Below are 20827 nucleotides of genomic sequence, written 5' to 3' on the forward strand. Positions count from 1 at the left end.
ATTTACGTAACCGTTCAGGGGGTATAAAGAAGACGAAAAACCATCCTCAAAATCAAGCAATAAAATTAGGCCGCATTCAACAAGTCAGAATCATCAGAACAAGTAGCAGTTTCTGGAAGTAAAGAAGGTGCAGTTTTAGCACCACGAGCCGCAACAACAGCCTGAGTCATAAACTCCAAAACATTGCGCTTTTGGGACTTGAGAGTTGTCAACACAGTTAACATCCGAGCCACAAAAACACTACCAGCCTGAGTTTGAGAGCCAAAACTAGTCCGTCGCCAGATTACAGCAGGACGAATAGCTCGTTCAGCAGCATTATTAGTGGGTTCGACACTAACAGTTGTCACAAATAACCACATCGCTGACTCAACTTTGAGCAGTTGACGACAAGTGCGAACTGTTTTTGCCAAGGGTGTTTTTTCCCGTGCTGTAATCTGGTATTCGTCAGCTTCAAGCAACGTGGCTCTGATGGATGAGCGAATCTCCTGAACCAACTCCACAAAATCACCACGAGATAAAGTACCATCTCGGACTCGATGCCAAAGTTCAAACAACTTCTCTTGTTGTTTCACCAGAATTGTTCCCAATTCTGCCGAGACTCCAGAACGTTCCGATATTTTGATAAATTCCCGACGCAGATGCGCCCAACACAATTGCCGTCGTTCTAAATCTACCCAGTTGTAAGCCCCATGACGGTCAGAGTTCAAAATTCCCCTGAAGTTTTCACCCAATAAATTTTTTGCCCCTTGGGTACAACGGGTCAGGGCTATTTCAAAAAATGTAACTAGGGGGGTGACTGCAACCCATAACCAGGCTCTTCGTTGTTCAGGATTAAAGCCGTCAATATTTCCTTGATTAAAGCTGGTTTCATCCGCTCCGACGATGTTTGCGTTTTGAATATATAGTTTGGCTTCATCTACACAGGTTGCCACGGCATTACTCGCTTCCAGCCGCAGTCTGTTGACGGTTCCCAATGATATTGAGATTCCAAATACTTCTTGCATGGCACTTTGTACCATTCTTTGACTATTGCGGTACACTCCACTCAGAAGTGCCACTAGTGCTACTACTCTGACTCCGTAACCACTTAGGTTCACATCTTCTGGTAATATGGCACGGGTCTTAGTGCCACATCCTATACAGGTCAATTGATGCAAACGATGCTCGATGACTATGGGACTAATGGGTGGAATTTCTACTATCTGATGCCGATAGGGGTTTGTGTCAACTCCCGTAAGGGTGGCTCCACAATTACCGCATTCTTCTGGATGATGATCTATTACTGAGCTACATTCTTCGATTGGGTACAAGTCCCGACTATTTCCTTTGTGACCGGGCTGACCCCCTCGCTTTTTACCGCTTTTTGTCTTTTGCCACTTTTTTCCAAATCCTGGTGGGTCACTTGAGGGTGGTGATGATGAGTTAACGGAAGTCCGATTGATTTTTTCTAATAATTGTTCTTGAACACTCAGGACTTCCGTTAGTTTCTTTGACTGTTGTTCTATTTGCTGCGCCATCTCCTCCACCAGTTTTTTGACACTGGTTGGAGTCTTTCCCCAATCTTCTGCGGGTATCTGCTCTACATGATTTAGGCGCTTTTGTTCCATATCTCTGAATTTATCAGATTTTGGGGTCATCTTTAACGATCGCTCTTCTAACCCCCTGAACGGTTACCCATTTACTTTCCCCTTTTACAGCAAATTGATTGCTGGCGTCTGAACCAAAAGGACAATGGTTAGTAACCACTTGGCTATATTTATCAACCTCAAATTAACGGTTGTTTCGAGTTCTGGTGCGATATCTTGTGTTATTTCTCTTTACCAAATATTATGCTAAGGTTAAGAACGACAAAATCAACACTTCTAATCAACTCTTTATAGGTACGACTTGAGAACTCAAGTTACTCAAGCAATTGACAGAGGAATGAAAGAACAAAAGCAAGTCGAGTATTTAATATTAATCTGATGAAAAAATATTACGCAACTAAAATATTAAGCTCTGTACTGATAGCGACGATTTTAAATTTGACAGATGTAACATGGCTTAATTCCAATAATTTTAGTCAAGCACAAGCACAAAGACAACAAACTCGCCAAACAGAAGCAGATAAACTTCGAGAATTAGCTAATAAATATTATGAAAATAATCAAACTCAACAAGCATTATTTACACTACAGAAAGAATTAAAACTTCGCCGTCAAATGGGCGATTCTCTAAAGGAAATATCGACCTTAAACTTTATAGGTATGGTGTATGACAAACAGGATAAATATCCCCAAGCAATGGAATATTTGCAATTAGCTCTGACAACACTTAAAAGAGCAAATATTTCTGCTGATATTAAACCTAGTATACAAAGTGAAATTCTTGTTGGTGTTGGATTTGTCTATGCAAATCAAGGAAAGTACGATCAAGCTTTAGAAATTGCAAGGCAAATTAAATTAAATAGCGCTAATCGGATTCAAAGCCTTGGGTCTGAGAAGACAAATCCTAATAATATATCAAGCCTAACACAATCAACATCAGATATTAAAGCTGACGCTGATACACTTTATAATATTGCTATTTTCCAATATCAACGTGGCAAAATAAAAGAAGCATTAGGCACTGCTGAAGCTGTTTTAAAGATGCGTGTAACAACCCAAGATAAAACAGGAGAAAGGGAAGTTTCTACTTCCATTAATGCTCTTCGTCAGCGACTAAAGTAACGCAATTGAAGAATTTAGCTATCTATTCAGTAGTAACACAATTGAAGAATTTAGCTATTAAGTTCTATTTCCAATAAGCAGACATTTAAGCAGACATTTTATCAAAAAGGTTCGAGGACTATAAAACTTATACAGCAATCACTTTAGCCCCCTTGTGACCCCCTCACCGTTGCACCATCTCTTCCATTGCATTTTTTGTAAATCATAAATTTACAAAAAGAGAAAATAGAAATGGATGTGAAAGCCGCGATTGCGGCAAGGACGTGAAAAATTCACTTGATTAAAGGAAGCTGTAAAATGGCGATTGCCAAAACTCGTGCTAATAACAATACTCGCAACGCAGCTAATAGTAAAGCATCAGCGAAAGCAAATAACACTGCCAATGCAACTAAATCAAAAGAAACTAATGCTTCACCACAACAAGAAGCATTAGCCATATTAAAGGAATTGCGGAATTTAATCTTCAAAGAATACGGGATTAAACTACAGCTACGGGACTCAAGAATTTCTACCAAGGTCGGTCATGCAGCCCGTGAAAAACTCGGACTTGATATTGCTGCCCAAGTCAAAAAGAAAGGTGGTAAGAGGCTGTTTGTAAAAGATTATGAAGCACGAGAACGGGACTTTGAAAGCCGTTTTAACATCAAACGAATCATGACGGTGTAAATGATAGACTCGCTGATTTCTGGTAAAAGCTCGTAATCTTTGCTCAAACGACGGTATTGATTCCACCATCCGAATGTACGCTCCACAATCCAACGCTTAGGTAATACCTGAAATTCAGGTGATTGACGAGAAACAACATCAACGTTGGCATCACATAACTGTTGAATTACTCGTGCGAAGTTTTCACCACTAAAACCAAGGTCTACCCAAATCACAACTAAATTTTCAGCGGTGGCTGGGTCTTCCATCACCAAGGCCGCACCTCCTAAACGCTCTGGGCAGTTAGCTTCCATCACAATAGTTGCTAACACCAATCCCAAAGTATCAACCAGGATAAAGCGTTTACGTCCTTTAATCTGTTTTCCACCGTCATAACCGTATACTTCCCCCTTTTTTTCGGCTGTCTTCACCGATTGGCTATCAATAATGGCAGCAGTAGCATCTTCTTTTTTATTCATACTTTTACGAACTTGATTTCGTAATTGTGTATGGATTTCCTGCCACACTCCTAACTGTTGCCAACGTCTAAAGTAGTTGTATACCGTTTGCCAAGGTGGTAAATCATGCGGTAATGCACGCCATGTACATCCCTCATGTAAAACATAGAAAATTCCGTTGATGATTTCTCGTAAATCTACTTGCCGGCGACGACCAATAGGTTTTGAAGCTGGAAGCAACGGCTCGATAATTCCCCACTCTGCATCATTTACATCACTGGGATATGGTTCGCGTGCCATGTTTGACACCTCCATTCTTTCGCCCCATAATCTATTTTCTTTTGTTCTTTTAATCTGATTCCCAACCCTTTACATTTCTTTAGGAACAGCCTCTGAGTGAAGCAAGTAAAATTGAACATGGCAGAGCAGAGCAAGCAGAACCGCTACGTGAAAAATTAGATGAGCCAAAGTATAAACGCATTCGAGATTTGGTGAAAAATCCGCTGAGACTATCAATGTTGTGTCAGGCTTGGTATTTTAAACCTGGCAATTTACCAGAAACGAAAGCCGCACTTTATCAACAATTTGTAGAAAATTTTTATCAGTGGAAACCAGAAATTCAACCAAGTTGGGAAGAGCGTCAGGAATTAGAGATAAAGTTAGGAAAACTAGCACTAAAGGCATTAAAGCGAGAAAAATCTAGATTTGGAATTGAGAAAAGCTTTGCTTGTGAGATTATGGGCGAACCGTTGTTTAGGTTAGCTGAAAAACTGCACTGGTTGATTTTTGTTCACAGAACTGTTGAAACTAATGAAGAGATTTATGTGTTTTTTCACCCTACTTTTCAAGAATATTTTTCAGCATACGCGATTTCAAGATGGGAATTTTTCTTGAACCACAATAATCAAGAACCCAATCCTTTTAAGGAAAATCATGGCAAAGATTGCGTCTATCGAATTTTTGACCCACATTGGAAAGAAGTAATCTTGCTATGGCTAGGGCTTCCAGAATCAAAGGTTTCGAGGAGCCAAAAAGAAGAATTTATTTGTGCATTAGTTACATTTAACGATGGGTGTAGAAATTTCTACTGGTATAGATCACTTTTTCTAGCAGCGCTTGGTCTCGCTGAATTTTCTGGCTTTAGCGCAACCTACGCAGTTATTGCATTGCTTATTTCTGAATGCTGCGTTGAACATATTAGCTTGGTTGAGGAAGAAGCTAGAGAAATTTTACTAGCTACAGACCACAATGCTGCTATTTTTAGCTTAACTATTCTTTGTGTTTTAGGAAGTAGCACTTACGTTAAGTATAAAGCTGCTTATCTCTTAGGTCAAATTGATTCAGGAAATAAAATAGCAATTTCTACTCTTACTGAGCTTATTCATGACACAGAACATGAATCTCTTAAATTGACTCTAGCTAAGAAATTGTCTGAAATTTCTTCAGATAATTTAGTATCACTCAACACTTTGCTTGATCTAAGTCAAACTGCTCAAGATAACCTGACTCGCCGTGTATCTACATACTGCCTTGAAAAATGTACTCAACACAGACAAGATATTATTTCTCACTTTATTCGGATGATTAAAACATTGGATGATAAAGCATCTCTTCTACAAGCAGTACATTTGTTAGGTGCACAGGTATTGGCATGAGTGAAGAAGAACAATTACTTTTATTTGATCGTTTTCGACAGGGCAAGCATCAGCGTCGGGGTAACGGTTTAGGATTATATTTGTCCCGTCAGATTGTAGAAGCCCATCAAGGAAATATCTCCGTTTCATCGACTGTAGGGAAAGGCAGTATCTTCACGGTTTATTTACCTGTGCAAACAACTTGCTGCTGATGTTGCTTATCTAGCCACGTCTACAGTGTACTTCAGTAAATACTCTTGCTTTAGGCACTTTATGGGTAACATAGTGTTGCTGTTGTTCAATCTAACCTACTGTTAAATCTTGCTAACAATTCCCCACAGGATAACTGTAGATACAGGCGAGTATATTCCTCTGGCGGTAACTGTAGTAGGGGTTCAATTACTCTAGACAATTCTTCATCTAAAGTACCAAATCGCACCTTCAACAAATTTTCTAAACCCAACCGCTGTCCTTGCTGTAAAGTTTTTTGTTCCCATTGCTGATAAGCTTCTGATAAAGCCATAATTAACTCCTGGTCTTTTTCGGTTAAATTTTTCTGTTCGACTGTGATGACGCGCCAATTAGCAATAATTTTTTGTATCTCTTGGCGTAACAGATTATTCTCAGGAAGTTCTAATAATTCTCTAAATATTGCTTTGCAAATTGGTCGTGAGGCTGTCTAGTCATTGTTTTTTGCTATATCTTGATAATTAAACCTATTTTTAAGCTGATTTATTTAATTTTTTTATTACTGCATTTCATAAATCCGTGGCGAATTGAAAGAGCTACCGATAGGGCGAAAGCGGCACTCAATAAGATTACGAACTTGTAAAATCCTGTACTTAAGCAATTAGATCAGCCCACACTCTTCTTCAACAATAGCCAGTAACTTTTCTTGCAGTGGAGTCAAAAATGGTTGCTGTCGCTTACCTAAACCAGCCAATAACCAACCCACAGCAGCATCAAGATTACCCACCTGATGCAACCTGACAAGACGCTGACACAATTGCTGCATATATTCGCACTCAGCATCAATACACTCCAGGGACTTGAGGTTTTCTATCTTGACCGTATACTCGCCATCCCAGGTAGTAATCGTGCAACTATAATCACCCAGATGAGTGACAATTCCCCAACAGCCACTTTTGCCCTTGAGTTCGGGATTATCTTTGGGTAAGATTTGGCAGACTTCTCCCAGACGATAGGGGTTAGGTAGCTTAGTTCTTTCGCGAATTTTGTCCACGATGCTTTTGACAATGCGTCCTGATGGTACTTTACCACCAGCCGACTCTACTGCCTCCTGCCAACAGGTAACTTGTTCCTCTGCTTCCAGCTTTGTCAGTGGTCGTACCTGTCCTTCGGCGGTTGGCAAAATGTCCACAATTTGTGGACATTCTTCCAGGTTGTCCACAACAAATGCTGCGTCGATGAGTTGGTACGAACGGGAACGGTTGTAACTAAACCTGTCTTTACAGTATTCCTCAAAAGTTTTATGAGTGTTACGATATAGCTTTCTATCTCTCAATTGTCTCAAAGCTTTACCAGCTTCGTAGAATGCCCTCTCTACTTGACGCTCTAAATGCAGGCGATCGCGCTCTTCTTCCTCAGTTAGTTCTTCAGTAGCAAATATTGCGATTGTATTAGCAGCATTACTCTTTGTAGCATCAAGAGCCAAATTTTCACTGTTGGGGGTGGCAGTCAAGTCAAGCGGCGCATTAATCATCTCACTTGCGCTCCCGGTCTGGATATACTCACCATTATAATGTAGTACCACGCAATTAAGGTTTCAGATTCAGAAATATTTGCCTGATGCCAGTTGCGATATAATTAGATTGTCGTTACAAGTGTGGAACTAATGGCGAGACCTGGTGGCAATCCCGATTTTGGAACCAAGTATCGCTTTGACTATGGCAGAGATGAGCCGCTCTCAGAACAGGTGAAGGTGCTGATGCATCCGCAAATGAAGCAGCATCTCAAAAACTTGGCCGAGCAGGAAAAATGCACAATACCCGATTTGATTCGCGAAGCGGTCGAGCAATATTTGGTTGCTAGAAAAACTACCCAAGTAAGTTAATTGCAACTTAGGTACAGGAATTATTTATTAGATAAGGTGTAGGCTGTAGTCAAAAATTCAATATTTTTCCTGGCTGAGGAGCATTTTGAGAACTTGAATTTTCCAAATGGAGTTCAATTTTCAATTGTAAATTCAATTTCCAACTGTAAATTCAATTTCCAACTGACCAGGGGATATATTTCCCCGTCCAAATCGATGATAGTAGAGGTGACAACCACTGCATAGAGGAGCAAGATTTTCCGGTCGATTATCAGATGGATTTAGGTTCCAATGATGCACTTGGAGAGTGTGAGAACGGCGCTGAGATTTTGTCCAATGAGGATTTTTTTCTCCTGGCTTTAGCAAAGGTTATCGCATTTTTGACAACGCCACCCAACTGATTCTTTGACTGTGTTGGCTATTTCTTTCCAATTAGATGAATAGCGATTCTTGCTCATTTATAGGTCAAATTATATATACAGCAAATTTCATCTGAGTGAGGTACAGAAGCGCAGGCTCTTCGTCCTACCCTACACGAGTTTTATTATTTATATTTGTACCTCATTTACCTGCAATCTGCTGTATTACAGTTGTTTAACCTCAACTAATTTTAGCGTATCCCTTGAATATGCAGTTGTAATTATTATTCAACTCAGCTACCTCTGATGAAACAAGATAACACCAAGATCACTGGTTTTCATGCTCACATCTACTTCGATACCACAAGTCGTGAAGAAGCGGCGCGTATACGCGAAGCATTAAGCGCTAGTTTTGATGTACAGCTTGGGCGTTGGCATGATTTGCCCATCGGGCCCCACCCAAAAGCGATGTATCAAGTTGCTTTTTTACCGCATCAGTTTGATAAAGTCGTCCCCTGGTTAATGCTCAATCGCGAGGGTTTGGATATTCTCGTCCACCCTGAAACAGGTGATGATGTGGCAGACCACACGGATAATGCCCTGTGGTTAGGAGATAAGTTAGAGCTTGATATTCAGCGCCTCCGACGTTAGCTTAAACCGACTGAAGCCGCACACTATAACTGATATTTAACTCTCACCAACCAAGTACAAGTTCTAGAAATCTTTTTAGGACTTACGCATCAATCACGACGAAATGTAGGGGCAATTGATGAATTGCGCCTACGGTAAATCAGGGATTTTACGTCATTTTTGCGTAAGTCCTGCCTTTACAGCGTTTCCGGCTATTATGAGGTACAGTAGCAGCAACTAGCAAACCAGTTTCTTAATTGTTGAGGATTTATTAAGTCGAGTGCAACTGAGATTAGTTTATCAACCATTTCCGTTGTAGTTGGAGCGAAACGGCGTAGAAAAGATTTAAGTTGTGACCACCATAATTCAATTGGATTAAAATCGGGAGAGTATGAGGATAAACAAATAACTTTCGCGCCTACAGCTTCAATCATTAGCACAATTGAATCTAGTTTATGTGCGGATAAATTATCCATGACTACTACTGCTCCTGACCATAAATTTGGCACTAAAAACTTCTCAACAAATAATTCAAATGCCCTGCCATCCATTGAATTATTCATTGTCATTAATGCAACTACTTTGTTAATACTAATTGCTCCAATTACTGTAACTTTTGAACCTCTATAGAAGGGGTTAAGAGAGTAAGCTCTTGTTCCCATTTGTGAACGGGCATGAGTCCTCGTTAACCCAAGTAGAACGCCAGTTTCGTCCAAAAATACTAAATTTTCTGGCTCTATATGTTTGACCTTTTCCCAATAATCTAATCTTAAATTTAAGACTCTAAGAGTCCCGGCTTGGGTACTCCGCTTTGTTTTTTTTACGATTTAATCCTAATTTCTGTAAGGCCCGACACATTGCACTTCGACCCACCCAATTACCAGTCTTGTCTGCCAAGAATTCACATAACTCTATCAATGTTGCATCTGGATGTGCTTCAACTAATTCCCTTAACTCTACTTCCGCATTTGTTAAATGACTAAATTGTGGTTTCCCTCGCGGCTTTGGTTGTAAATTTCCTTCAAGTTTTTGTTGCTTTACAAGCTTTTGCACTAAACTCTTTGAGACGGAAAATATGTTAGCTACTTTCCTGATTGAGATGTTTTTTTGAAGATGTGCTGCAACTATTTTTTCTCGAAACTCGACAGAGTATGACTTCATTTAAAGGTATTTATATTTTAATTTAGTGTACCTCATAACAGACGCAAGTGCTGTATTCAATCGGTAAAGTGATACAAGGAAATTTTGCCCATGCTTCCGAAAATAGCAATCGAGCAAAGTCTATTCATCACCTGACAAAATTTGCACCATCTCACTGTATGGATTTATTCGACCAACATTTGATTCAACTAACAGAAATGGAAGCACCACTTGCAGCGCGGATGCGTCCCCGAACCTTGGATGAATTCATGGGTCAAGACCATATCATCGGACAGGGACGACTGCTGCGACGTGCCATTAGTTTAGACCAACTATCCTCACTGATTTTCTATGGGCCACCAGGTACTGGTAAAACTACACTTGCCCGTGTAATTGCCAACACCACCCGCGCTCATTTTATTGCTATTAACGCTGTACTTTCTGGTGTTAAAGAAATTCGCGCTGCCATTGAAACTGCTCAACAACAACGCAAGTATCACAACCTGCGGACTATCCTCTTTGTGGATGAAGTCCACCGCTTCAACAAATCCCAACAAGATGCCCTACTACCTTGGGTAGAAAATGGCACAGTCATCTTAATCGGAGCCACTACAGAAAATCCTTACTTTGAAGTCAATAAAGCACTCGTCAGCCGTTCGCGTATTTTCCAACTAAAGCAACTAAACGCTCAAGACTTATACCGTGTAGTTGAGCAAACACTAACTGACAAACAACGCGGTTATGGCAAATTAACAGTACAAATTGAAGAAGACGCTTTGGCTCATTTAGTCAACGTTGCTAACGGTGATGCTCGTTCGTTATTGAATGCTTTAGAATTGGCAGTAGAAACAACAGCAGCAGATGAAACAGATGCGATTCATATCACATTAGCAGTTGCAGAAGAATCAATTCAACAGCGAGCTGTTTTATATGATAAAGAAGGTGATGCCCACTTTGATACTATCAGCGCCTTCATCAAAAGCCTACGTGGCTCTGACCCAGATGCAGCACTGTACTGGCTAGCAAAAATGGTCTATGCCGGCGAAGACCCACGTTTTATCTTCCGCCGAATGTTGATTTTAGCCAGTGAAGATGTGGGACTAGCTGACCCACAAGCAGTTGTGGTTATTAATGCCTGTGCAGAAACTTTTGACCGTGTGGGTATGCCGGAAGGACGATACCATTTAGCACAAGCGGCACTTTATTTGGCAACTGCACCCAAGTCTAACAGCGTCATGGGTTTTTTCGATGCTTTGGCAGCAGTTGAGCAAGAACGAGAGGCAGAAGTTCCCAACCACCTCAAAGATGCTAATCGAGATAAAGAAGGATTTGGGCATGGGGCTGGTTATCTCTATCCTCACGCTTACCGCGACCATTGGGTGGCGCAACAATATCTGCCAGCTAGCTTGCAGGGACAGGTATTTTACCAACCCTCAACCCAAGGTTTTGAGGGTGAAATTAATATGCAGGTGGCACGTCGTCGGGAAGCTCAACTGGCTGCTTTATTAGAAGGTGTAGGCGTTTTCCCTGTAGAAGTGCTGATCTATGGAGCTACTGACCGAGCTTCTGAGCGTTGGTTACAAAGCACACTTTCTCAAGTAGGTACGCATTTGGCAGCAGTCCGAGATCGCATTTTCACTTTAGCCCAATTACAGCGCCATCATGTCGTGTTAGATATCAATGCAGGCAGTGGTTTATTGACCTGGGAAGCAGTTCGCCATGTCCCGGAAGGCGGCGTTTATGCCTGTGTTCATAGCGAAAGCAATGCCCAAGCTTTAGTGGAACAAGCTGCGGCGCTCTCTGAGTTGAGACGGCCAATGGTGGTAAATGCAAAGATAACTGAGTTACCTGTTGTGTTAGCGTCCCAAGCGCCAGGTGTGCAATTTGACTGTATTATTGGTCGGAATGCGCTATTAAATGAGCCTGATAAAATGGCTGCTGCCCAAGTTTTAGCTCAATTATTAGCCAGTCAGGAAGACTTGTACTTGCAGAGACTGTACCACGCCATACACAAAGGCTTTACCGTTTGCTTGAAGAGCAAAAGCTTGATAGCAAGTTGTGCGATCGCCTAGTGACGGCGGAGGAAGCTATGTATACTGATTCATCAGACCCAATGCTGAATTGGGACGCTGAGGATTTGCGAACGGCTTTTGAAGTGACAGGTTTAATAGTGGAAGTAGTTTTGGAGCAAAGTTCAACACAAATGCACATTACATCGGCTTTTCTCAATCGTTTGTTTACTACGGGAGCAAAGCGACCAAGTTATGTTGACCGTTTAGCTCTTAATCTGAAACCACAGGAATTAAAAGCTATAAAGAAGATATTTACCCAGAATTTGCTCAACCAAACAGTAAATTGGGAAAGTAGTATTGCTTTTGTGCACGCTTGGGGGAAGTTTGGGCAAAACGTAACCATTTAGCCGTCAAACAATTTTAGATTTTAGACTGTCCTGGGTCACGCTACGCGTTAGCGTTTGCGGAGCGTGGCGTTAGCCATAGCCTGCGCTTACGTCGTGAGCGCTACAACGACCGGCTCAGTACAAGTCAGTCGAACGATTTTGAATCTTCAATCCAAAATTGAAAATCTAAAATTCGGTCAGCTAATACCTAACAGCAGGCACTTTCAGCTTTCGATTTGGTAAAAAATATGCAATTATCAGATTTATCACCAGAAACTTTAGAAAAAATTAAACTAGTGAGGTGGGATAGAATTATCGAGAAACATGAAGGTCCAGAAGATTGGGAATCTGTTTTGAAATATGAGGAACCGGAATTTATGGAAATTGATGGGTGTCCAGTATTATTGCCTGTGGATAAATCTCATCACCCAAATATTTCTATAATCCGTGCTATTTGGAGTGAAGGTAGAAAATCACTCACACTATTTTTATCTGATACTACCTATGATGACGACCCCTTCTTTTCTGGCTTTATGGCAGTTTGTGACCGCATGAGAGATGAAAAATTCTTTTTAGCAATTTTGTATCACGAATGGTTCATTATTGAAAGACCAGCAATTTTTGAGACATAGCTATAGCAATCCAAATTTAAAACTGAGAAAATACGGTGATTAAAAGTACATATTTCCCAGGATTTCAGCGGTTTTGTTGATCACGAATGATTTAGTAGAATTGCTATATCGCTATCTGATTTTTGAGAAATTGTATATAGATCAAGATTAACAGCCAATCATTATATTACTATGTTGCCCCAAAAGAAAGAGCCAAATGGATGTGGATGCACCAATATTCCGTTCTCTATAATCATAGCTATTTTAGGAGGTGGTTATTGGTGGTTCAGCCAGAAAGGAAATTTAGATATCAGCAAATTTTTACCTCAGTGGCAACAAATTACTATTCCTTTTTTGAATCCTACGCCGATTGCTTCTTCCCCTACTCCTTCTTTATCAAGCACTGCCAATATCGCTCCTAATCATAAACAAGCTTCAATTAAAACAATCATACCTCAAACAACACCATTATCTCAAACAACACCATTATCTCAAACAACACCATTATCTCAAACAACACCATTATCTCAAATAACACCATTACCTCAAGCAACGCCATTACCTCAAACAACGCCATTACCTCAAACAACGCCATTACCTCCAACTCCTTGGGAGAAAAAAGTCATTAGAGGAATTTATTTAAGTCGCTACCAAATCACTAATAATGCCGACGAACAAACAATTCGTCAAAGAGTTCGTTACTATCACTCTCAAGGATTTAATACAATTATTCATGGTGTTTGGGGTAATGGGTGTACGATGTACAATAGCAAGGTTATGCAGCAAATGCTAGGTTATAAAAGTTGTCCAAACCTGTTTCAAGAGCAATGGCTAAATTGGCTGATTGATGAGGCGCATAAACAGGGAATGCAAGTCCACGCTTATTTTGAGAAAGGTATTAAAATAGATAAAAATAGCCCAATTTTTGATTTAGCAATTTCTCGGAAATGGATTGTTCCTGGTGTGGATAAAACATATCCTGGCATCGATCATTATGTCCTGGATGTAGAGATTCCTGAAGTTGCTAATTTCTTTAAAAATATCTTAGTAGAGTTCGTCCAGAGGTATCCAAAGATTGATGCTGTGCAATGGGATGATTATCTAGGTTATTATGCTGAATTACCAGGCAAAGTAGATCGCACTGCTAAGTTAACTACTTTTTTGCAGCAAATCATAATTGGGATGAAACAAGCTAATTCTTCAGTTAGTTTTGATATTTGTCATCATAATCCTTATTGGGCTAAACGATATTTCGCAGCAGATTGGCAAAAATGGAATGTTGATAGAGTGTTTATTCAAGCTTATAACGATGCTAATTTCCAAGAGGAACTAAATTATGCTAAAAATTATGCGGGAGTTGCTATTACTGAGCGACAATTCCATCGATTAAAAGAATTAGTAGATAACCCTGCCATCAAGAGTATTTTAGTTTTTCCTGGGTCTGGAAAACCAGAAGAAACAGCTTCCACCTTAAACAGCTTGATGCAAAAAAACAACTAGAATGGGATGGGGTATCTCGTGGAAAAAAGATGAAAACCAGAAAACTTGGTAAGCAAGGGCTAGAAGTTTCAGCACTGGGACTGGGTTGTATGGGAATGTCAGAGTTCTACAGTGGACGTGATGAGCAAGAAGCAGTAGCCACCCTGCACCGCGCATTGGAAATCGGTGTTAATTTCCTCGACACCGCAGATATGTATGGCCCTTTCACCAATGAGCAGTTAGTTGGTAAAGCAATCAAAGACCGTCGAGATCAGGTGATACTGGCGACAAAGTTTGGTAATATGCGAAGTGAAGATGGTGGTTTTCTAGGTGTCAACGGTAAACCAGAGTATGTTCATCAGTCCTGCGATGCCTCTCTAAAACGGCTGGGGGTTGAGGTGATTGACCTCTATTATCAGCATCGGGTTGACCCCACTGTGCCGATTGAAGACACCATTGGCGCAATGGCAGAATTAGTGCAGCAGGGTAAGGTGCGTTACATCGGTATGTCAGAAGCAGCGAGCGCAACAATTCGCCGCGCAAATGCTGTTTACCCAATTACAGCATTACAAACAGAGTACTCCCTTTGGAACCGTGACCCAGAAGATGAAATTTTACCCACTGTGCGGGAATTGGGAATTGGGTTTGTTCCCTACAGTCCTCTAGGGCGTGGGTTCTTATCAGGTACTATCACCAGCCCTGATGACCTCGCATCTGATGACTATCGCAGATTTTCTCCCCGCTTTCAAGGTGAGAACTTCTACAAGGCGTCACCGTGGTCGGGTAGCAGGACTATATCGCTATAATCCCGCCCCCTCAGAACCGGACTTGCGCCTTGCAACGCATCCGGCTCAAGCAAGTCATAAACTACAAATTGTTCCAGAATGTATTTGCTGATGGCAGTACAGATGTACGAGTTGTAGGTTGCCGTAATTGTCACCACCACCCTGAGATTTTGGCTTTTTATGATGAAGATGTAACTCCTCATCATTTAATAAAGATTCCCCGCATACAGGACAGACATATTGTTGCCTTTGGGCTATCTTCTGCCTACTTTTGATTAATTCGGATTTAGTTTTAGCTTCTTGCCGTTTAATCCAATAGTCCCTTAATTTTGGGTCATCGGGTGATGATTTACCTTTAATAAGAATGTGCCTTTCAATCTTGAACCAGGCAAATTTTAACATATAGGCTCCGGTTTGTTTATTACCAAAAACCCATCGGTCAAATGGTCTATCAAGATTTAGATTTCCCCAGTATTTAGCCTTACGCCAGCTATCAGATTTATTCCGATGAGTGCGTTTGGCATACATTTTCTGCTTCTCATATAACCAGTGGTCAAGAGAATTGAAAATTTTTGAGGATACAGCAATTCGGAAGTAATTTGCTTGCCCCCGAATAATCGGATTGAGCTTTTTAATGACTGCATCTACTGGCTGACCTTTACAGTTAAGCCATTCGGAACGCAGTTCACTCCGAATATTTAACACAGACTTTTTACTAGGTTTAATTAACAGCTTCCATCCAGTTTTAGTGGTTTGGTCTTTATAGTGCCTGATATTGAAACCCAAAAAGTCAAACCCTTCTGTGAGATGCGATATTTTGGTTTTCTCCAGGGAGAGGGTAAGCCCCCTGACTTGCATCCAATAATTAAGGATTTGAATAACATTTTTTGTATCTTCTTGTGTTTCACAGAACACCACAAAATCATCGGCGTATCTCACCAAGGCTCTTGCTGCACGGAGTTCTCCATCCTTGTTATATTTAACTCCCAGAGCAGATTCCATACCGTGCAAAGCTATATTTGCTAACAACGGACTGACAACAGACCCTTGTGGTGTACCAGCATCTGTTGGATGCCATGAACCCGCTTCCATATATCCTGCTAGTAGCCATTGTTTAATTAATTCACGGGCTGGAAAGCCTGTTAAAAGCTCTAACAGAAAATTATGAGAAATGTTGTCAAAACATCCTTGAATGTCTGCATCTACTACCCATTTCTTCCGTTTATTCGGACGAGCTAGGTTGTAGATACTTTCAATAGCATCATGGGGGCTACGTCCTGGTCGGAAACCGTAACTTGACCTTTCAAAAGTTGCTTCCCATTCGGGTTCCAAGGCATTTTTAACCATTGCCTGGATGGCACGGTCTTGTATTACTGGGATTCCTAAAGGTCGTTTCTTCCCATTAGCTTTTGGGATGTAAATTCGTCGTGCTGGTGATGATTTCCAAGGGGAATAATCAGTTAATTTATTTACTAACTGACCCCTGGCAGCAGTAGTTTTCACTACTACTTTATCTATCCCTGGTGTATATCGACCTCTGTTGTACTGCGTCACTTTTCTAACGCTGACTAGGCGATTAGAATAGCTGCGTAGCATCAATTTCTGGAGAGAGCGTACCTTTTTCAGGTTGCCCTCAGTTTTTGCCCTAAAGATTCGCTGTCTCAAATTCCGAACAATCCGATTGGCTTTGTGCCAATTAACACAATTCCAATCAGTCTGTCCCTTGGTTCGGTTTACAGTTGCCTGCATCTAACTTACACCTCGGTTTGAAATCATTACAACGGATATTGGTTGACTCACCTGCTTCCCGTCAGCACCCTTTCAGGTTGGACATCTGCCTTATCCACCGGGTTATGGATTTCCCTTGCCTTTCGGCTGGTGGCATTCGCTTTTGGAAGCATCCTTGACCCACTGAAGAATTCGGCTTCCCTTACGGGTTGCTTACTGGGTAAATCCCAGACTTCATTGGGGTTACTACGTTACGCACGGATGAGATGTAATTGGGTAGGGTGTCCTCTCTACACCGGAGTGGTTGGTGTCCCAGTTCAGCTAAATTGGGGAGTTGAACCTTGACTGGATGATTTCGGGGCATTCAGTACATTCACTCGTATCACCGTGTCAGCCTTTTCGATGACCTTTTCTAACGATGCCTTAACAAGGATTCATTTACATTCACCCATCCAATCTTTCCTTTGTCCGGTTACATTTTTAGGCTAAATGCTTCCTTGGGCTTTATTCCCCGCTTCACACACTGCCGTTACCAGTACTGCATGGGGGAATTAGGAACAGCCTTGGACACTAGACTGGAGGAATCGGTTCCTCACTCATCTTCTGGAAGCTTTGTATATAGGGACTTCCAGCCCTTCGTGCGCCATCGTGTCGCACCCAAAACGGGAAAATTGTACGCTAAGGCTGAAACCTTTATCCAACAATAATTTCACCGATACTTGTTTGACTTCACCCGCAAGGGGCGCAAGTTGTCAAAACTGGTTGCCTGCTTCAAATTCCAGACATAATCACCAGTCAGATTAATATGCTCCCAACCCAACGGCGACAAATGTTGCAAATATTCTTCAGGAATATCCACACCCTGTTGCCTCAAATAATCAACAGCTTTTTCTAAGTACACTGTATTCCACAAAACTATCGCAGCAATCACCAAATTCAATCCACTGGCCCGATAAAATTGGTCTTCATAAGAGCGATCGCGCACCTCACCCAGACGATTAAAAAACACCGCCCTTTTGAGAGTATGTTTCGCCTCACCCTTATTTAGTCCCGCCGTCGCTCGTCGTCGTAATTCAGGACTCTGCAACCATTCCAAAGTAAACAAAGTCCGCTCAATCCTCCCTAACTCCCGCAAAGCCAAAGCCAAACGATTCTGGCGAGGATAAGAAGCCAATTTCCTCAACATCAAAGAAGCCGTGACCGTCCCCGTGCGAATCGAACTAGCAAGCCGGAGAATCTCATCCCAAGACTCCTCAATCAATTTCACATTAATCTTGCCACCTAACAGAGGTGACAAAACCTCTTCAGAAGAAGTAGGCTCAAAAGTATACAGTTTCTTATCAGGTAAATCGCGCATTCGCGGGGCAAATCTAAACCCCAACAGATGGCACATAGCAAACACCTGCTCAGTATAGCCGCTTGTATCCGTATAATGCTCCTGAAGGGAGCAAATCACTCTCGTGATACAGCAAACCATCTAAAACATAAGTAGCATCCCTGACCGTTGCATTAATCACCTTGACATGAAAAGGCACATATTGGTCAGAAATATGCGTGTAAAAAATCACGCTTCTATCCTTACCATACTTGGCATTGATTTCCTCATTAAAACTGCGATGTCCACCAGCTTTAAATCGCTGACCATCAGATGAAGAAGTTGTCCCATCACCCCAATAAGCAGCAAAAGGAACTTGTGTCTGGAAATTTACGACCTCTGCTAAAGCCTTAGAATAAGTCTCATCCCGAATATACCAATCTGCTACCCAAGCTAAACGCTCAAAAGACATTCCTTGAGTAGCATCTGCCATTCGCGTTAAACCCAGATTAATTCCATCAGCCAGTAGCGCACTCAACAAAACAACCTTATCTTCTACTTCTGTTCCTAAATGTAAATGTGTAAAATGCTTAGTAAAATGAGTCCAAGAATCAACTTCCACCAACAAATCAGTCAGCTTTATTCTCGGTAATAAACTAGAGACTTTCCTACTGAACGCATCAACTTCAGTCGGCACAGCATTGGTGAGAGGAGTAATAATTAACCGTTCATCTTCTATTCTGACATCAACCAATTTGTCCTCTGCCATCAAAGAAGAAACAATCGCTAATTGTTCCGCCAATTCCAGTGAGCGTTGTTCAATATAGGTAGTGAAATCTGTCGGCACTGCCACAGGTATTGTGTGAGAAGAACGCATTGACTGCCATGAAGTATCCGTTAACAGATAATCTTCAAAATCTTGGAACTGCTTCGAGCCTGCTACCCAAATATCCCCAGAACGTAAACCACTGCGTAACTCAGCCAAAGCACACATCTCATAGTAGTGACGGTCAATGGTATCACCTTTAAATACGTGTTTTGACCAACGCGGTTTAACAAAACTGGTTGGAGCCGATTCCGGTATATTTCTTCGTCCAGAAATATTTAATTCTTTAATCACTGACAAAGCTTCGATAACTGGTAAACTAGCAGTTGTCGCTTTAAATTCAAACGTCTCCAACAACCTCGGTGTATATCTTCGCAACTGTGAATAACGGTGATCTAGCAGTTCAAGATAATCAAAATCTGCGGGTCTAGCTAACTTTTCAGCTTCAGCAACACTAGTGATAAACTTTTCCCAATCTAATACTGATTCAATCGCTTGATAGGCATCAATTAACTCATCTCTAGCGGCAATTATCGCCTTTCCCACCTGAGCATACAGTCGCACTTTCTCATTAATCGCTTTGCCATCACGTTGAAACTTATCACCATGCTGATGCTCACTTTTGTTAAACAATTTACCCATCATTTTATCGTGCATTTCTATGGCATAATCAACCAATGACGCACTCCATTCAATCAGAAAAGCCACTAAAATGGCATAGCGTCTCAATTCATCTAACCTAGATAGGTGAGCGGGTGTAGACTTCGCACCAGTTTTGGTAAATTGCAACAGCCGATTTTGGTGTACTCGTTTTAAACATCCAGTTGAGAGATGGAGATGACGAATAAACTCTAGTCGTTCTACAACTTTTAAAAAGTTTCTAGGATTAGCAAGACCAGGTGGTTGACGCAGCCAAATTAAATCAGTCAGCTTTTTATCAGGCTCTACAACTAATAACTTATCTAGTGCGGTCTTTTGTAATGTTGTCAAATTTTTAGTCAACTCCAGACATACTAATTTTTGAGCGCGATGTCTGACTTCCCAGGCTAAACGTTCTACCGTAGAAATAGCTGGAATAATAATTTGGCGCAAGCGCATTTCATCAATTAACGCCCCCACAAGCGCCATCCCTTTATCTGAGGAGATGGCAAAAGGTAATAACCATTTCGAGAGTTGTTTGTATGTAGATGTATTAAAAGTCAGAAATCCAAAGTTATTTTGTATTTCTGCCAAATGTTCACGTCGAGTTGTATCCCTTTGGGAATATTCGGTGATGATTGTCGGGTCAAGTTTTAATTGGGATACAATATAAAAAAGTACGGATTCCGGGACTATTTCTCCTAAAACCCAAACCCGACCCGGAAAGCGCAGGTAACACAACTGTACGGCGAAACCAAGCCGATTGTGTGGTCTACGGCGCTCTTTTATAACCTTGAGTTCGTCATTGCTAAAAGTATAGTAGCGAGCTATATCTCTGGCAGTTATAGAATTGGGAATTTCAGTAAATTGTAGCCGTTGTGCTGGAGATAAAAGTTCACGAGTTGCCAATTAGATACCTATAGATTTGGTTTTAAGAAGTAGTTTAATTTTGTTTGTAAGAAGCGCCACAGTAAGGGCAAAATTTGAATTTCAGCGACATAATTGGTTCATTGCAACTAACACATCGATTCCGTAAGGCTGTACCACAAGCAAAGCAATATTTCGACCGTAAATCAGTCCACATTTGGTCAGGGGTAGTCCCTGGAGTCCAACATTTAGGGCAAAACTTTAATGTAGTTATTATCTCTAGGGGGACTTTCTTCGCCGCTGCATCCAGGTAATCCGTTGGTATCCCCAATGCAGAGGCTAAACCGCTTTTAGCTTTTTGATTGAGCCTATTCGTTTGCCCACCTTCTATTTTGCGGATGGTCTGGATGTGTATTTGTGCTTTTAAACTCAACTCTTTTTGGGTTAAGTTCTGCTTGACTCGCAACCTGTGGACGTAATCAGCTAGGGCTTCATCCCCAAAAGGAAGTGCATCTTGTTCTGCTACCACCATGAAAATATATCTAAAAATGT

General features: G+C 41.2%; 15 protein-coding genes and 4 pseudogenes. 10 read left to right on the plus strand and 9 right to left on the minus strand.

Features of this window, described 5'->3' with window-relative positions; translation table 11 throughout:
* Positions 1–65: 65 nt before the first annotated feature.
* The gene (gene tnpC, locus CYLST_RS30975; protein ID WP_015328474.1) at positions 66–1607 is read right to left on the minus strand and encodes an IS66 family transposase; all 1542 of its coding nucleotides are present in this window, start codon (positions 1605–1607) and stop codon (positions 66–68) included.
* Positions 1608–1964: 357 nt separating this feature from the next.
* Between tnpC and CYLST_RS30980 the strand changes: the two genes are divergently transcribed.
* Together CYLST_RS30980 and CYLST_RS30985 are read left to right on the plus strand one after the other, a co-directional pair.
* Positions 1965–2708, plus strand: a complete 744-nt coding sequence (locus CYLST_RS30980; protein ID WP_015328475.1) for a tetratricopeptide repeat protein — start codon at positions 1965–1967, stop codon at positions 2706–2708.
* 297 nt (positions 2709–3005) lie between these two features.
* The gene (locus CYLST_RS30985; protein ID WP_015328476.1) at positions 3006–3374 is read left to right on the plus strand and encodes a hypothetical protein; all 369 of its coding nucleotides are present in this window, start codon (positions 3006–3008) and stop codon (positions 3372–3374) included.
* Here the strand turns inward: CYLST_RS30985 and CYLST_RS30990 are convergent.
* The gene (locus CYLST_RS30990) at positions 3311–4111 is read right to left on the minus strand and encodes an IS5 family transposase (RefSeq protein WP_015328477.1); all 801 of its coding nucleotides are present in this window, start codon (positions 4109–4111) and stop codon (positions 3311–3313) included. The genes CYLST_RS30985 and CYLST_RS30990 overlap by 64 nt on opposite strands.
* Before the next feature lie 191 nt (positions 4112–4302).
* Between CYLST_RS30990 and CYLST_RS30995 the strand changes: the two genes are divergently transcribed.
* Together CYLST_RS30995 and CYLST_RS31000 are read left to right on the plus strand one after the other, a co-directional pair.
* Complete coding sequence (locus CYLST_RS30995; RefSeq protein WP_157162744.1) at positions 4303–5466, plus strand: NACHT domain-containing protein; 1164 nt, start codon at positions 4303–4305, stop codon at positions 5464–5466.
* Positions 5451–5657, plus strand: a pseudogene (locus CYLST_RS31000) (sensor histidine kinase); the annotation flags it as partial. The gene CYLST_RS30995 and the pseudogene CYLST_RS31000, both read left to right, overlap by 16 nt.
* A gap of 86 nt (positions 5658–5743) precedes the next feature.
* Here the strand turns inward: CYLST_RS31000 and CYLST_RS31005 are convergent.
* Together CYLST_RS31005 and CYLST_RS31010 are read right to left on the minus strand one after the other, a co-directional pair.
* A complete protein-coding gene (locus CYLST_RS31005; RefSeq protein ID WP_051056216.1) occupies positions 5744–5968 on the minus strand; it encodes a hypothetical protein in 225 nt (74 codons plus the stop codon).
* A gap of 327 nt (positions 5969–6295) precedes the next feature.
* Positions 6296–7168, minus strand: a complete 873-nt coding sequence (locus tag CYLST_RS31010; RefSeq protein WP_015328479.1) for a hypothetical protein — start codon at positions 7166–7168, stop codon at positions 6296–6298.
* Positions 7169–7300: 132 nt separating this feature from the next.
* Between CYLST_RS31010 and CYLST_RS31015 the strand changes: the two genes are divergently transcribed.
* Together CYLST_RS31015 and CYLST_RS31020 are read left to right on the plus strand one after the other, a co-directional pair.
* Positions 7301–7519 (plus strand): hypothetical protein, encoded by a 219-nt coding sequence (locus tag CYLST_RS31015; RefSeq protein WP_015328480.1) that lies wholly within the window; start codon positions 7301–7303, stop codon positions 7517–7519.
* 644 nt (positions 7520–8163) lie between these two features.
* Positions 8164–8508: a DOPA 4,5-dioxygenase family protein gene (locus CYLST_RS31020; RefSeq protein ID WP_015328481.1), complete on the plus strand. Its 345-nt coding sequence runs from the start codon at positions 8164–8166 to the stop codon at positions 8506–8508.
* A 194-nt stretch (positions 8509–8702) separates the two neighbouring features.
* Here CYLST_RS31020 and CYLST_RS31025 read toward each other — a convergent pair whose 3' ends face one another.
* Together CYLST_RS31025 and CYLST_RS31030 are read right to left on the minus strand one after the other, a co-directional pair.
* Positions 8703–9203, minus strand: coding sequence for a transposase (locus CYLST_RS31025; protein WP_085960646.1), 501 nt, complete (start codon positions 9201–9203; stop codon positions 8703–8705).
* Between the two features lie 67 nt (positions 9204–9270).
* Positions 9271–9648, minus strand: a complete 378-nt coding sequence (locus CYLST_RS31030; protein WP_041233187.1) for a helix-turn-helix domain-containing protein — start codon at positions 9646–9648, stop codon at positions 9271–9273.
* A gap of 158 nt (positions 9649–9806) precedes the next feature.
* Between CYLST_RS31030 and CYLST_RS31035 the strand changes: the two are divergent.
* The 4 genes and pseudogenes from CYLST_RS31035 to CYLST_RS31050 form a co-directional block, all read left to right on the plus strand.
* Positions 9807–12046, plus strand: a pseudogene (locus CYLST_RS31035) (AAA family ATPase).
* Positions 12047–12273: 227 nt separating this feature from the next.
* Positions 12274–12657 carry a hypothetical protein gene (locus CYLST_RS31040; protein WP_015328482.1) on the plus strand — a complete coding sequence of 128 codons (384 nt, stop codon included), beginning with the start codon at positions 12274–12276 and terminating at the stop codon, positions 12655–12657.
* A 171-nt stretch (positions 12658–12828) separates the two neighbouring features.
* A complete protein-coding gene (locus CYLST_RS31045) occupies positions 12829–14136 on the plus strand; it encodes a family 10 glycosylhydrolase (protein WP_015328483.1) in 1308 nt (435 codons plus the stop codon).
* Between the two features lie 29 nt (positions 14137–14165).
* A pseudogene (locus CYLST_RS31050) lies at positions 14166–14882 on the plus strand (aldo/keto reductase); the annotation flags it as partial.
* Positions 14883–14975: 93 nt separating this feature from the next.
* On the opposite strand, the gene ltrA reads toward CYLST_RS31050, so the two are convergent.
* The 3 genes and pseudogenes from ltrA to CYLST_RS31065 all read right to left on the minus strand — a co-directional run bounded on the left by ltrA (position 14976) and on the right by CYLST_RS31065 (position 20807).
* Positions 14976–16649 carry a group II intron reverse transcriptase/maturase gene (ltrA, locus tag CYLST_RS31055; RefSeq protein WP_015328484.1) on the minus strand — a complete coding sequence of 558 codons (1674 nt, stop codon included), beginning with the start codon at positions 16647–16649 and terminating at the stop codon, positions 14976–14978.
* Between the two features lie 688 nt (positions 16650–17337).
* Positions 17338–20317, minus strand: a pseudogene (locus CYLST_RS31060) (Tn3 family transposase).
* A 34-nt stretch (positions 20318–20351) separates the two neighbouring features.
* Positions 20352–20807: a double zinc ribbon domain-containing protein gene (locus CYLST_RS31065; protein WP_015328485.1), complete on the minus strand. Its 456-nt coding sequence runs from the start codon at positions 20805–20807 to the stop codon at positions 20352–20354.
* Positions 20808–20827 lie beyond the last annotated feature (20 nt).

The organism is Cylindrospermum stagnale PCC 7417 (assembly GCF_000317535.1).
In the GTDB taxonomy this organism is placed as follows: Bacteria; Cyanobacteriota; Cyanobacteriia; order Cyanobacteriales; family Nostocaceae; genus Cylindrospermum; species Cylindrospermum stagnale.

Coding starts and splice junctions, on each gene's coding strand:
- tnpC (WP_015328474.1), bottom strand. CDS start 1,607: ATGGAACAAAAGCGCCTAAATCATGTAGAGCAGATACCCGCAGAAGAT.
- CYLST_RS30980 (WP_015328475.1), top strand. CDS start 1,965: ATGAAAAAATATTACGCAACTAAAATATTAAGCTCTGTACTGATAGCG.
- CYLST_RS30985 (WP_015328476.1), top strand. CDS start 3,006: ATGGCGATTGCCAAAACTCGTGCTAATAACAATACTCGCAACGCAGCT.
- CYLST_RS30990 (WP_015328477.1), bottom strand. CDS start 4,111: ATGGCACGCGAACCATATCCCAGTGATGTAAATGATGCAGAGTGGGGA.
- CYLST_RS31005 (WP_051056216.1), bottom strand. CDS start 5,968: ATGGCTTTATCAGAAGCTTATCAGCAATGGGAACAAAAAACTTTACAG.
- CYLST_RS31010 (WP_015328479.1), bottom strand. CDS start 7,168: ATGATTAATGCGCCGCTTGACTTGACTGCCACCCCCAACAGTGAAAAT.
- CYLST_RS31015 (WP_015328480.1), top strand. CDS start 7,301: ATGGCGAGACCTGGTGGCAATCCCGATTTTGGAACCAAGTATCGCTTT.
- CYLST_RS31020 (WP_015328481.1), top strand. CDS start 8,164: ATGAAACAAGATAACACCAAGATCACTGGTTTTCATGCTCACATCTAC.
- CYLST_RS31030 (WP_041233187.1), bottom strand. CDS start 9,648: ATGAAGTCATACTCTGTCGAGTTTCGAGAAAAAATAGTTGCAGCACAT.
- CYLST_RS31040 (WP_015328482.1), top strand. CDS start 12,274: ATGCAATTATCAGATTTATCACCAGAAACTTTAGAAAAAATTAAACTA.
- CYLST_RS31045 (WP_015328483.1), top strand. CDS start 12,829: ATGTTGCCCCAAAAGAAAGAGCCAAATGGATGTGGATGCACCAATATT.
- ltrA (WP_015328484.1), bottom strand. CDS start 16,649: ATGCAGGCAACTGTAAACCGAACCAAGGGACAGACTGATTGGAATTGT.
- CYLST_RS31065 (WP_015328485.1), bottom strand. CDS start 20,807: ATGGTGGTAGCAGAACAAGATGCACTTCCTTTTGGGGATGAAGCCCTA.